Source organism: Pelotomaculum sp. FP, from assembly GCF_004369245.1.
Taxonomy (GTDB): Bacteria; Bacillota; Desulfotomaculia; order Desulfotomaculales; family Pelotomaculaceae; genus Pelotomaculum_C; species Pelotomaculum_C schinkii.
Genome location: NZ_QFGB01000008.1, coordinates 53,494 through 66,686, shown reverse-complemented (window position 1 = coordinate 66,686; position 13,193 = coordinate 53,494). Strand labels below are relative to the sequence as shown.

The 13,193-nt window shown below is 49.5% G+C and carries 10 protein-coding genes and 3 tRNA genes; 3 read left to right on the top strand and 10 right to left on the bottom strand.

The window, feature by feature from the left end:
* Positions 1–144: 144 nt before the first annotated feature.
* From Psfp_RS05070 to acsB, 4 genes are all read right to left on the bottom strand, one after another.
* Positions 145–903 (bottom strand): AAA family ATPase, encoded by a 759-nt coding sequence (locus Psfp_RS05070; protein WP_134217463.1) that lies wholly within the window; start codon positions 901–903, stop codon positions 145–147.
* Positions 904–1,071: 168 nt separating this feature from the next.
* Positions 1,072–3,012 carry an ASKHA domain-containing protein gene (locus tag Psfp_RS05065; protein ID WP_134217462.1) on the bottom strand — a complete coding sequence of 647 codons (1,941 nt, stop codon included), beginning with the start codon at positions 3,010–3,012 and terminating at the stop codon, positions 1,072–1,074.
* Positions 3,013–3,055: 43 nt separating this feature from the next.
* Positions 3,056–4,393 carry an acetyl-CoA decarbonylase/synthase complex subunit gamma gene (gene acsC / locus Psfp_RS05060; RefSeq protein WP_134217461.1) on the bottom strand — a complete coding sequence of 446 codons (1,338 nt, stop codon included), beginning with the start codon at positions 4,391–4,393 and terminating at the stop codon, positions 3,056–3,058.
* 225 nt (positions 4,394–4,618) lie between these two features.
* Entirely contained in the window at positions 4,619–6,817 is a 2,199-nt protein-coding gene (gene acsB / locus Psfp_RS05055) for an acetyl-CoA decarbonylase/synthase complex subunit alpha/beta (protein ID WP_134217460.1), read from the bottom strand.
* 720 nt (positions 6,818–7,537) lie between these two features.
* On the opposite strand from acsB, the gene Psfp_RS05050 reads away from it, so the two are divergent.
* The 3 genes from Psfp_RS05050 (at position 7,538) to Psfp_RS05040 (ending at position 7,803) form a co-directional block, all read left to right on the top strand.
* A tRNA-Pro gene (locus Psfp_RS05050) sits at positions 7,538–7,615 on the top strand.
* A gap of 13 nt (positions 7,616–7,628) precedes the next feature.
* Positions 7,629–7,704, top strand: a tRNA-Gln gene (locus tag Psfp_RS05045).
* A gap of 23 nt (positions 7,705–7,727) precedes the next feature.
* Positions 7,728–7,803: transfer RNA gene (locus tag Psfp_RS05040), tRNA-Lys, on the top strand.
* Between the two features lie 112 nt (positions 7,804–7,915).
* On the opposite strand, the gene Psfp_RS05035 is transcribed toward Psfp_RS05040, so the two are convergent.
* The 6 genes from Psfp_RS05035 to Psfp_RS05010 all read right to left on the bottom strand — a co-directional run bounded on the left by Psfp_RS05035 (position 7,916) and on the right by Psfp_RS05010 (position 13,178).
* Complete coding sequence (locus tag Psfp_RS05035) at positions 7,916–8,074, bottom strand: DUF1540 domain-containing protein (RefSeq protein WP_134217459.1); 159 nt, start codon at positions 8,072–8,074, stop codon at positions 7,916–7,918.
* Between the two features lie 93 nt (positions 8,075–8,167).
* The gene (locus tag Psfp_RS05030; RefSeq protein ID WP_134217458.1) at positions 8,168–8,986 is read right to left on the bottom strand and encodes a diguanylate cyclase; all 819 of its coding nucleotides are present in this window, start codon (positions 8,984–8,986) and stop codon (positions 8,168–8,170) included.
* 226 nt (positions 8,987–9,212) lie between these two features.
* The gene (locus tag Psfp_RS05025; RefSeq protein WP_134217457.1) at positions 9,213–10,898 is read right to left on the bottom strand and encodes a methyl-accepting chemotaxis protein; all 1,686 of its coding nucleotides are present in this window, start codon (positions 10,896–10,898) and stop codon (positions 9,213–9,215) included.
* Positions 10,898–11,254 carry a DUF192 domain-containing protein gene (locus tag Psfp_RS05020; protein WP_134217456.1) on the bottom strand — a complete coding sequence of 119 codons (357 nt, stop codon included), beginning with the start codon at positions 11,252–11,254 and terminating at the stop codon, positions 10,898–10,900. Before Psfp_RS05020 ends, Psfp_RS05025 begins: the two co-directional genes overlap by 1 nt.
* Positions 11,255–11,279: 25 nt before the next feature.
* On the bottom strand, positions 11,280–12,194 hold the full coding sequence (locus Psfp_RS05015; RefSeq protein WP_134217455.1) for a type II secretion system F family protein: 915 nt from the start codon (positions 12,192–12,194) through the stop codon (positions 11,280–11,282).
* A 15-nt stretch (positions 12,195–12,209) separates the two neighbouring features.
* Positions 12,210–13,178, bottom strand: a complete 969-nt coding sequence (locus Psfp_RS05010; protein WP_134217454.1) for a type II secretion system F family protein — start codon at positions 13,176–13,178, stop codon at positions 12,210–12,212.
* Between the last annotated feature and the right edge of the window lie 15 nt (positions 13,179–13,193).

The following is a 13,193-nucleotide window of genomic DNA, read 5'->3' as shown; positions in this document are numbered from 1 at the left end:
TAATGCTCCTTTCAACCTCAGCAAATGGGGTATTAACCCAATAGGTTAGATGCTTTTTGAATAGCAGGATATTTTAATGCCGCGAGCGGCGCTTCTGGGTGTATTTTCATAGCAGACATTTATGAATCAGGAGCTGTGCAACAGTTATGTTATGCCAGCCTTGCTTAATATCTGTTGGACGGCTTTCACTGCAGGCGTGTCATCCGGCAGGTCAACCAGGGGCTTACCATGCAGATCATATTCAACAATCAGCGGATCAAGCGGAATTGTACCGATTAGCGCCATGCCTGTATCCTCAATTTCTCCGCGCAGGGCTTCCAGCGAACCTTCCTGGACTTTGGTAACCACCAGGAATATTTCTTTCATTTTAAGACTTATAGAGTCAACCAGATGTTTGACCCTCTTGGCGGAACGTATCCCCCTGACGCTGGCGTCGCTGATCACAAAAAGAAAATCGACATCCTGGGTGGTGCGACGGCTCAGGTGTTCCAACCCTGCCTCGTTGTCGGCTACCACAGCTGCATAATTCCGGGACAGGCTCTCCATACATTTGCGTAGAATATTATTGGCGTAGCAGTAACAGCCCGGACCTTCCGGTCCGCCCATGGAAAGCAGGTCCACGTCCTCGCCTTCGGCCAGGGACCGGTAGATTTTGTATTCCACATACTGGTCCTTGGTCATCCCGGCAGGCATGGGTTCCGTCCCGTTTTTTAAGCCCGCCAGTATGTCGGATATGGTTTCTTCTATTTCAATACCGAGCGCCTCGTTCAGGTTGGCGTTGGCATCTGCATCCACCGCCAGTACCGGCTTCATCCCGTTCAGAGTCAATTGCCTTACGGCCAGTGAGGCAAAAGTTGTCTTTCCGGTCCCGCCTTTCCCGGCGACAGCTATCTGCAGGGCCATCTCCGCCCACCTCATTTCAAAGTAGTTCCACACACCGCTATCGCGGCGCCACGTATCATGAAAATACCAGGTGCGATTTTAATCGCACACGGGGCGTCAGCGCCGAACTTGGGTATCTCAATTAACTTTTGTGCGAATGAATTCGCACCTACATTTTTAGGATAGTGATTATCGTCGCGCTGCCGTGGGAAACAGCTCCAAATCCGTGTGCGGTATAAAAAGAGCCGAGACAAATTCCTCCATAAAAGTGTTGCCGGCGCTGAGCTCAAGGTAGGTAATCTTCCCCGCTATCTTTTCAGCGGCATCCCGGGCTGATTTTGAGAGCAGGGACAGCCTGGCCCCTTTTAGTGAACTATTGCCGATGTAGGCGTATTTTTGGACGGGGATATCAGGCAGCAGCCCGATGTTGATTGCTTCCCTGATATTAATATAGCGGCCGAATCCCCCCGCGATAAACACCCGTTCGATTGCTTCAAACGGCAAACCTACCATCTGCAGCATGCTGCGTATTCCCGCATAGACAGCAGCTTTGGAGCGAAGGATATATTTTATTTCAGCTTCGGATATGCTGATGTCGGCCCCCCCTCCGGCTTCTCCGGACCAGGCCAGGACAAACTCCTTTCCCCCGCAGGCATCACGAACGCGGGGACTGGAAGTATGTGGAGCAAAGGAACCGCCACGATCGATCACTCCTGACCGGTAAAGCCAGGCTACACAATCAATCAGACCGGTGCCACAGATACCCAGGGGAGCACCACCACCAATAGTGCTGTACTGGACTGTTGAGCCGTCTGCCGCGATTCGTACATTTTCAATTGCGCCATCCATCGCCCGCATCCCGTACCTTAGCCCCCCGCCCTCAAAAGCCGGGCCGGCCGAACAGGCGCAGGAGATCAGCCATTCGTTGTTGCCCAGCACCATCTCACCGTTGGTGCCGATATCAATAAAAAGAGTCAAGATATCCGTCTCCGACATACCGGTCGCAAGCACTCCGGCCGTGATATCACCGCCGACGTAACTGGCCGTGCCGGGAATAAAGCGTATCCTGGCCTGGGGATGGATGTGCAGTCCCGCCTGGCCGGCCTGTACGGCCGGGATATTATTAACTGCCGGGGTATAGGGCTCCAACCGGATATAGGCAGGGTCGATCCCGAGAAAAAGGTGGGTCATCGTCGTGTTGCCGGCGCACACCGCCGCGCGTATATCGGCTTGTCCGATCCCAAGCCCCCCGGCCAGATCTTTGATTAAATCATTTACCGTCTCTAAAATGGCCTTCTGCAATTCTTCCAATCCGCCCGGGTTCTCTTCGGCATGGATAATCCGGGAAATGACGTCGTCACCGTAAACGGACTGGCGGTTAAAGGTACCCCTGGCGCCCCCGGTGCGACCGGTTTCCAAATCAACCAATTCAGCGGCAACGGTCGTGGTCCCAATATCAACGGCAAGACCATAGTATTTCCGCCCGCTGGAAAAAGGTTCAACCCCGGCGATTTCCACACCCTGCCAGGTATCCTTTTCCGCAAGGGCAACCGACACATCCCAACCGGCGTCTCTTAAAACACCAGGTAAGTCGCGCAACACATTCAGGGAAACGCTAAGCCGTTCGATACCGGTCTCTCCCCGGGTAGCCCTGGTCAGCCTGCCCCAATCGTCCGCAGGGTCGTCCAGGGTTGGTTGAGGTATTTTAAGCCTTATTTTTCTGTAGACAGGCAGTTCAACAGCAGGAAAACTGTTATCACCGTACAGGACAAAAGCTTCTGCATCTTCACCGTGCCGTGCATCCCGGGCTTCCTGCTCCTCCCCAAGGAGCACCCGGTGTTCACCGAGTTTTGTACCGGCCGGAACTTCTACAACCAGGTCACTAGCCGGCCGGGACTGGCAGGCCAGGACATATCCCTGGCGTTGTTCCTCTTGGCTTATTGTTCCGGCGTCTGTTGAACACACCTGTCCTTCTTTTATAATCACCCTGCACTGACCACAGGTCCCCCTGCCGCCACAGGATGCTTGAAGTGGTATACCTGCGGCAGTCATGGCCTTTAGTAAGTTTTGCTCGTCGCTTAATGTGATCAGCTTGTTATCCGGCAGGATGCGTACATGGTAATCAGCCATAAATAAGATTAATCCCTTTCATGAAAAACCTTTGATAAGTAGATTATGCCCCCCAGCGCTGCTTTATGAAAGCCGGTATGCCGGCTGATTCACTGGGGCCCACCATGACTTCCCAGCCTGATAATTCCTCCAGCCTGCCGCTGATTACCGCCACTCCCCCGGGCAACACCAGTTTGCGGTGCGATACCCGGTCGGCTATACCGCAGCTATTCAGCATTTCGGTGATTTTTTCAGCCGTAAACTTCCCGGCGGCCCACCCGGTGAGGACCGAAACACCGTCCGTATCCACCGGCAGGAGGTAACCCGGCATTCTCGACGCTTCTATATCACCCGCCACGCAAAAATAGGTCAGAGAAAAGTTTGTCGTGATATATACCGGCGAGTCAGGACCCGGGGTTAAAATCTCGTAAACTTTTGATTCCACTGCAATTGGCTTTTGCGGGTCGGTATAAATATTCAGGCGTAGTGTGACCAGTGACAGGATATCAGCGCGATCGATGCTGTCAACCACAACAATACCGGCATACTTGGAAATATAGACACCGGCGTCGAGCACGGCCTGCATGGAATCAGCATTGGCGGCAAAGGCAATAGTGGGATAGCCGAAAGGCCTGAATCTCTTCAGGGCCTGACGCCTGATCTGTGTCTGGTCGGCCAGCACCCTGCTCACAGAACGAGCGCCGGAATCCAGAATAAGTTGTTTCCAGCCCAGAGCGGCTACCTTTTCCACCAAGGAAGCCAGTTCATTGAGGTCGCTTCCCCTTACTAGCAAGGGTGCTTCATACATTTTGGCCAGTGCGGTCATCGCTTCGTAATTGGCCAGGTTGGCCGGACCGACTAATGGCTTTTTAGCTGACACTATGGCTAATGCCTTTTCAATAGCGTTAGGATCATCGCTAAGCAGAGCCAGTGGTAATTCACTGGCGGCGGCAACTGTCTGTACAACAAGCGCAAATCTATCGGCATCTTCGGAGCTGTTGACCACGGCCACCATGTTGACACCATGCAACTGCCCGACCCGGTCAAAAACCAGCCCGTTTATCGCGGCCACTCTGTCATAAACCTCAATCTCGCTAAGCATGTCACTTACAGAAACGGCAATAGCGCAAGGATTTTCAAAGCGCTTGTCATGCCGGAAAAGAACGGTTTCGTTGCCCAGCGCCACCTGTTTTTCACCCACGCCGATCTTAACTAAAGCAACCGGCGGGGCCGAAGCTGAATCAAGGACTTCCCTGGCGGCATCACTCACGTGAGGACATTGATCAAGGCTTGTCTTCCCTGTGGCAAGCGCCATGGCAAAAGCCAGACAGGTGGCCTGGCCGCAGTCCTTGCAGTTGGTCTTGGGCAATTGCTTAAATATTTCTAAACCTGTTAATGCCATTCACCCTGATCCCCTTTCTATCATTAAAACCTACCCCCAAAAAACATCCCGAACACAAACAAATGGGGATGAATCATTCATCACACATGAACTTACAGTATAAAATAAGGCTAGTACAAATTATTTAAACTTCTTGCAGCGCAAGTGCGATCGGAATCGCACCAACATCGCTATGTTTTCATCTTTCTGCCAGCGCCGCATAAAGCATAAAGGTTTAAAAATCAACTAAAAGAGCGGTTCCATGGTCAGTGCCGGGTGGCCTTTTTCCTCCAGGAAGGGCAGTATTTCTTCTCCGCCGGCTCCAATCGTCTCATCTGCGATACTGTCAACGAAGTCACGGCCCAGGCCTGCCGCCTCAGCTGCCTCCGCCAGCCTTTCTCTTAAGTCTTCCTTGAGGTCTTTGGGCATCCAAATCAACTTTGCCAGTCCACCGTCAGCCTGGATAAACTTAGGTGAGGACAGATACGACCTGCCGATACCCATGAAGCCAGGCATCTGGGCGCCTCCGCCAATGGCTCCGGCCAGATTTGAGAAGGTCATGCCGCTTGGGGTCATGCCGACGTACTCCCGGCTGACCACCATAAAACCATTGCATTCAGGGACCAAGGCCAGAATACACTCAAAGCAGCCGCAGGAGGTCATCGGGTATTCCATGACGGTGTAAAAGTTGACTGCCGTCACTGTTTGCTGAGAGTTTTGAAAGATAAATTCGTTGAATGACTGCCACTGCCCTTTGACTTCGTCAATAATCCCCTCCTTGGGAACAGGTTGGTTTGGACCGTGCGGGTTTATCTCATAAGAGGCCTTGGCATCCAGCCAACTTACCGCGCCGCACAGTCCTACACGCTGGGGAGATACCATGCAGACGTGGGTCGGCGCGAAGGACTGGCAGAGGGTGCAGGAGTAAAAAGTGTCTACCGTCTCATCCCGCAGTTGCCGCAAGCGGTCGTCCCTTTTCTGGTAGTACCCTCTCGCTTCCTCCCGCATTTTAAGCACCGCAGCCTCATCCGTAATAATCGTAACCTGAACCCGGTCAACAATGGAAGGGAACTCGGATTTAAACTTGGCATAAAGGATATTCCCCAGGTGCTTGAGACGAAAGCCCTTATTGTAAGCTTCTTTGCTAATCCGTACCCAGGTGATATCCCGCTGGGCCACGTGCCAGATACCTTCGCCGTAGTTGACGTAATAATGGATGCGCCGTTCCAGCACGGGCTCAAAGTCCTCCTGCATCTTACGGCCGCATACTTCTACCAAGATGCCGATGGGCAGGCTTGCGCCTGTCTCTACTGTGTCGATATCCGGACCGATTATGTTTACCTTGCCGTCCTCAATCTTATCCGCACCTGCCATCTTCACCAGCTCAAAACCCGAGGTCCGCTGCCCGCCAAACTCACAGTGCATATCTTTCCTGCGGATGCTCTCGCCCTCAAAAGCCGGTCCGATCGTTATGGGAGCGTCGATATCAATGGAGGTGATCTGAATACCCCTGGTTTCCAGTGCAACCTGGACTATTTTCTTGTAGTCGGGCTCTGAGATAAACCAGTCCTTTATCTGCTCGTCATCAGCCAGTGGCTGATCGGTAATGACGGGGTAACCAGCAAATATTGCTCCGGCACAGGCGGCATCCTTGACCACGTCCCGCTCACCCAGGTAGAGGACAAAAGCCATGATGCGACGGCGCTGGTAGTCCCGCTGCGCTTCCCTCTGCCCTAGCGGGACACCGCCGAACATCATACCGGCGCGCAGGGCATAGTTGGCGGCGTGGACTACCTGCGTAAATTTACCGACGGGATAGGAGATAAACTCCGCCCCCATCTTCACGTTTTCTTCGAGTAACTGTTCAATGATCTCGTCACACAAAAACAGCATCATGCCTTTGGCCATCAGGCTGTCCACAATCATTTTGGCGTCCTTGGAGGTTCTGGCCCGGCCGATAATAACTGCCTCACCCGGGATCGTCCAGTCAACCATCTTAAGGCCGTACTGGCGGACGACCGGATCCCCAACAAACCCGGTCCACGGCGGTACATGCAGCGGTTTTTCAGGAGTGTGCTCAAGGTAGCGCAGCGCTTCGATTATCTCGGCGGCGTACCAGGTTGACTCACCCCATAGGAGCATGTTTTGAAAGGTTCTTTCTTCCTTTACCCTCGCTCTCATCCGGTTCAGAATCGGGGGCAGTTCACCTAAAGTGGTAACCCGCTCACCGCTCATGCAGGCAATGACCGGGAGGTAATAAGCCGTATCCGGGTACCCAACCGGATGTTCGGCGCCATACTGGCTGATGGCTTTGCCGAGCAGGTTTTCCGCATAGCTTAATGCAGTAATAGCGCCGTCATAAACGGACTGGAATAATTTCTTGGGCTCTCTGCCGGGCTCAATGCAACCGTCGTAGATCTGCTCGAAATTTACCTGTTCTGTCATTTCACTTCCCCTTTCACGCTTTCGGCTAATAATTCCGGCAGAGAAATTTTTTATAAGGGAAAAAGGAAAAGGCTAATTACGCTTGACCATACTGCAAGTATGAGAATGTCTCCGGTTACTGGTTGGCATTTTTAATGTGCTTTTTTTATAGCTTTTCGATCAACCCTGGTGTTTTGGTTATTAAAAACTTTTTTCTACACAGAAATATAATATTCCTTCTACTGCAGGCGGGAGACTTAAATCTGGTAAGCAAGACCCTTTATCATGCAGATTTAGACTATTATGAAGTAAAATATTAACAAAAATCAGGGACGCCAACCAAATCAATACCAATTGAAGAAGACATACTCGTGCATAATGGTATCATGGTTCCTCACCAATAATCAATTAGAATCTCTTTAGCCACCACAAAAACATAATAAAACTGCTCATCACTTCATGTCCAAAAACGCCGGCAAAACATTATTCTTTTATAGTATTTCATTCCTAAGATGGCTATGAAATTGGTCTTAACGGATAAACAGAGCATTGAAATTGTATTGAAATCGGTTAAACTATTTTTCACAGTACTATAGTATATTTTCAAATGAGCCTGAGAATACTATTATTACTCCGCTTTGGTGAGTTCTATCTCTCCCCGTCCAGCGTAAGCTGGACATTTTTTTATATATCTTGACGCACACATTATTTTTGGTTATAATAATTTTTGTATCAGTTTTACGGGATGTAGCGCAGTTTGGCTAGCGCGCTTGCCTTGGGAGCAAGAGGCCGGGGGTTCAAATCCCTCCATCCCGACCATCCAAATTATGATTGGGGCGTCGCCAAGCGGTAAGGCACCGGACTCTGACTCCGGCATTTCGTTGGTTCGAATCCAGCCGCCCCAGCCAAAATAACACAAAAATAAACTTATGGGCCATTAGCTCAATTGGTAGAGCAGGCGACTCTTAATCGTCAGGTTGAAGGTTCGAGTCCTTCATGGCCCACCAGAAAAAGGAGAAACGGCAAGGCTTCCGGAAGAAGGAGCGCTTGCCGTTGTGCTTTTCTTGTGGGCAAAGAGCAATTAACCCATCTTTTTAACAGATGGGTTAATTTTTTGAGTTAAGACATTTTGGGTTTGAAAGTTTCGCAACAGGTATTCTCAGACATGTTGCAAATCTTATTATCGACACTTGACCTGACCTCAATATTATCTGCAAGACACTTACCGGTATCGTTGTGATGGCACTCTTCAATTTTACAGTTAATACCTTCCGGCATCAGCGCACCTCCTTTAATCCGGTTTTAATTATTTTAACCAGATCTAAGGAAGTGATACTTTTAAAATTTTGTTAATCATATGAACAATATACTTTATTTCTTTTGTTTCTTCTCCTGCTGCATAGCCTGCTCCGCCAGTTCAACCAGTTCAGCAGCAGTAGAAACGTCTATGGTGGGGACTGCGCTGATCAACCCGATGTCCGGAAGGCTGTGTCCGGGCTCCAGGGTCTTAACTCTTGTCCGAATTCTATCCACTACCACAGCCGCTCCTTGGGCGTCTGTTTCCGGTAAAATAGCCACAAACTTTTCGTCGCTGTAAAGGGCCAGGAAGTCTCCTGGGCGGTTCAGCTCTTTGTTAATTGCGCTTCCCAGCAGCTTAAGGTATTTGTTGTCTTTCTGACTGTTGTGGCCGGCGCCGCACATCACCAGGGTAAGTGATCTTACGGTGCGGGCTGCCCGTCCCCATTCCCGCCTCAGGTAATCGTCAAAAAAGCGGCGGTTGGGGAGCCCGGTAAATTGATCAAAGTAGTTATTACTAATTTTTTCCTGCGCCTGCTTTTGTTCAGTAATGTCCAGGCCCGAACAAATATAACTCTCAAATCCTCCCCCGGGTGAAGTAACCGGCTTACCCTCTTCCAAAATCCAGCGGTACACACCGTCCGCCCGCCGCAGGCGATATTCATAGCGGTTGCTTTGGCGGTTGCCACAAGCTTCTTCAACAGCTTTCAGATAACCCTTAATGTCTTCAGGATGCAGGCCATCCGACCACCCGCTTCCAATTTCCTGCTCTAACGTGCAGCCGGTGAATTCCAACCAACCTTTATTAAAAAATGCGCCTGTTCCGTTGTGGTTTAACACTTTGACTAATAACGGGATATTATCAATTAAATTTTGGAAAAAGCTGTCACTCATGTTGGGCGACCTCCTTTCATTTCCTTTGGTTCGATAACTTTCACTTCTAAAACATTTCCCATTCAATATTATTTGTTTAAAAAAGGCTTAAAATGTCGGCTTAATATTTAGACATTAACTTCATAATTCCTTCTATGAAAAATTGATTTTTATAACCATTAAGACCTATGATAAAAAATATCTCCCTTTTTCTCATCCATGTTATATTATGTAAATATCACCCTTATTATTGAGTTTTAAACTGCAGCGACAGCACATTGAGCCGGTCAACCATGCGGATCAACTTTTTAGTCAGGGAATCTATGTCGTGCAGGTTCTCCATCTGAACTTTGGTATCGCTCCCGGCGCCGGAGCTTTTTTTGATTGATTTCAGCAAGCCGTTAATGATACCGCTCTGGCTCCGGATGATGTCTTCAATGTTGGCCGATTGCTGTTGGGCTGAGGAAGCCACAGCCTCGATAAAGTCCTTGCTCTGCAGAAGAGACCTCATTACTTTTCCCAGAGAATCCCCAGCTTCAGTGACCGCCTCCTGTCCTTCCGAGAGGCTTTTTATGTTTGAATCCATGGCTTTTTCCGCAGCCGACCAGGTATTATCAACATCAGCCAGCTCACTGGACATTTGGCTAACCCGCTGCGCAGATTCCTCGGAGATGGCATGCAGGGTCTCCGCAGCGCGAGCAAGTTCCTCATTTCCCGAACGGGCCGCCTCCAGCGCCACCTGAACAGTGCAGGAGTTGGTTTTTTTGAGCAGCTCAGAAAAATCGGCGATGGTTTGAGAAAACTGCCGGGCTTTCTCATCCACCTGCCTGATTAAGTTCCGGGTGCCGGCAAGAGACCGGCCTGATTGCTGAATGTTGTCACCGACCCTGGAGATGTCATTGACCCCTTTTTCGCTCACTTGAACTGTCTTTTTTACTTCACTTAATATTTGCAGGATCCCGTCCATGGCGTTTTTGGACTGCTCAGACAACTGCTCCGCCAGGGAAGAAGATTGCTTTAAAATGGCCACCTGCTCCTCTGTTCCCTGTTTTAATAAATCGAAGGTCTGAGATAACTTGTTGTTGGTCCGGCCGGAAGTTTGGAGCTGGCCGATAATTTGCTCAGCGGATTTATTGATGTCTATCACGCTGGATTTCACCGAATGGACCAGGTTGGACAGGTGAACGGTCATGGTGTTGAAAGACCTGGCCAAATCACCCAACTCATCCTGGCTGTAAATATTGACCTTATAGGAAAAGTCTCCAATAGCCAGCTTTTCGGTGGCAGCGGTCAAATCCAGCAAGGGCTTTTTGAGAGTTCTCTTGGTTATAAGCTGGGACAGAAAAATGCCGGCAATAATTGCAGCCAGGCAGATCAGAATAATATTTATGGTCGTTTGCCTGGTCTGCATAGTAAGGCCGGCGAGGCTTACACCCAAACGGAAATAACCTATAGTGCCGCCTCCGGCAGTCTTAATTGGAGCATAAAAGTCCATCAGGTAAGGTTTGCCGGAATCGTCTGAATGCAGCTTCAAGATATCGGATTTTTCAGCCATGACGCTTTTAGTATCTTCATCACCAAACCATGTTCCGACCTGCTTGTCATCAGTATGAACGAGCACTTTTCCCCACTCGTCCAGGACCGCAACATAACTTATATCCTGGTACTTGCCGATAGCTTTAACAATGTTATTCATATAATCCAGGTTGTTGCTTTGCATGTAGCTGGAGAAGTAGGGAAGGGCGGTATAGACGATGCTCCACCCTTTCTCTTGAAACTCAGCTTTAAAGAGCGCCTGATTTTTTAGGACTATTGATGCGGCCACCACCGACACAAGAAACATTATGAGCAAGCTGAAGGCTACGGCTATCTTGGTAGTTATCGATAAGCGGGTCATACGAGCGTTGCTTTTGCCGATTTTAGGCTTTTTCATTATAACGCCTCCTTGACTAATAGTTTCAACTGGTGCCCCACTCCTGTCGAGGTAGCGGCAAGTCTCCCGGCCGGCAGCTCAACAACCATGCGGGAACCGGCTATGATGGGACTGAACCTGTAGGGCCGCATGTGCTCCATCGTGCGTAGAATATATAACTCGCTACTCAAAAAAACTACATCAATAGTGAAACTCATAAAACATGTGTGGACTGAGCTGCATGGTTGTATGATTAAAGCCTCATCATCTTTTAAGCCGGTCCTGCCGATCAGGCCCTTCAGCCTTGTTTTAAAATCACCGGCTACCCGAATAACCTCAGCCAATACTGCCCCGTTAGTTATATTCATTAACTGCATTATTTTTACCTCTTGATACGTTTCTTTAAAAGGTATTGGCGATCTTAATGGCCGCAGGCCCCAACAAAACTACAAAAATAGCCGGAAAAATAAACAGCACCATGGGGATCAACATTTTTACGGGAGCCTTCATGGCCATTTCTTCAACCCGCTGACGGCGTTTCTGCCGGATCTGGTCGGACTGCAGGCGTAGAATATTCCCTATACTCACCCCCAACTGGTCGGCCATAATAATCGATCCGGTGAAAGTCGACAAATCATCTACACCAACCCGGGTGGACATATCTCTCATAGCTTCAATCCTTGGTTTACCCATCTTTATTTCCTTCAACATCAACGTAAACTCATGAGACAGGGCGTTTTTAGTTTTCTCCACAACCTTCATCAATGCCCCGTCGAATCCCAGACCGGCTTCCACGCTTACAGTAAGCAGGTCCAGAACATCCGGCAAGGATTTTTCAATTTCCCGCACGCGTGTTGAGCCCTTATTATTAATATAAAAATCCGGCATATACCAGCCCAGTCCCAGGCCGGCAGCACCCATAATCACTGTCTGTATAAAGCTTTTACCCAGCATACCGGAGAACATCCACAACAGAGCGGCGACGCCGATAGCAGCCAGATATTTGACCACCAGGAGCTCTCTGGGCGCGATGGCTTCATTTAGGTTGGCCTTGACTAACTTATGGGCAAGTTGAACCTCTTTTTCAGCCGGCAAGGCTTTTGTCATCCATAAAGACATCTTAACCAGTATGGGTTTGACAGCCCGTCGATAAAAGGGCGCCTTTAACTCCAGGTCTCTTACTGTTGGCGCCTTGCGGCTGACCACTTCAACAACCCTCTGTTCAATCTCCCGGCGGCCCTTACATGTAAAGCTATGTAACAATAGGGTAAGTAGTATGGTTTCACAAAAGACAGCTGCGATGATTAATACCAGCAAAAAAGAATTCCCTCCTTAAGCCGGAATATTGACGATCTTGCTGATAATAGTCAGCCCTAAAACCTGTGACAGTACAGCAAGAAAAACCAATAGTAAACCTACTTTATTGACAAACAGGACCTTTATGTATTCAGGACTGATAAAATATATTGCCGCCGTTAAAAAAATGGGAAGAAGACCAATAATCAAGCCGGAGACACGTCCCTGAGCGGTCAATGTCTTTATTTCACCTTGAATCCGTACTCTCTCCCTGATCGTAGAAGCAATACTGTCAAGCACTTCGGCCAGGTTCCCCCCTACCTGACGCTGAATCATGACGGCTGTGATCACCAGTTCAAGGTCTTCGCTGTTGGTCTTGGCTGCCATATTGAGCAACGCCTCCTCAGTCGGAGTGCCCCAATTCATTTCCTGGAGGGCAGCGCCAAAGTCCTTGGATATCGGACTGGGCAGTTCTTTGCGCACCATATCCATAGCTTGCAGAAAACTGAACCCCGAGCGCATCGCATTGGCCATAATCACCAGGGCATCCCCAATCTGCCCGTTGAACTTGGTAAGCCTCTTCAACTTGGCTCTGCGGAGTCCGAATAAGGGCAGGTAACCGCCAAGGACAGCTGCAAAAATCCCAAACACCGGGTTCTTGGTGGCAAGAGTGGCCAACAGTCCACCGGCAACAACAAGGATCAGCATCAGCCCCATAAATTCTTCTCCCTTTAACGGAATATCCGCTTTGTTCAATTCTCCCTCAAACTTATTACTAAGCTTGCTGGCAATAAACAACCTGCCTGTCAGTTCCAGTAACCTGTGGCCCCCCCCGGCGCTCCTCTTTGCTTTAACCTTTTCCACCATCACTTTCATCCGGTCACCGATGACCCTGTGCATCCGCAGGGCTATTTGTTCCTGCTCCCCTGCCTTCAGTTGTTTAAAACCCAGAAAAAAAAGCAGCATAGAAAGAAAAACCAGGCCAAAGATGGTCGTAAGAGACACTTTAATGACCTCCCG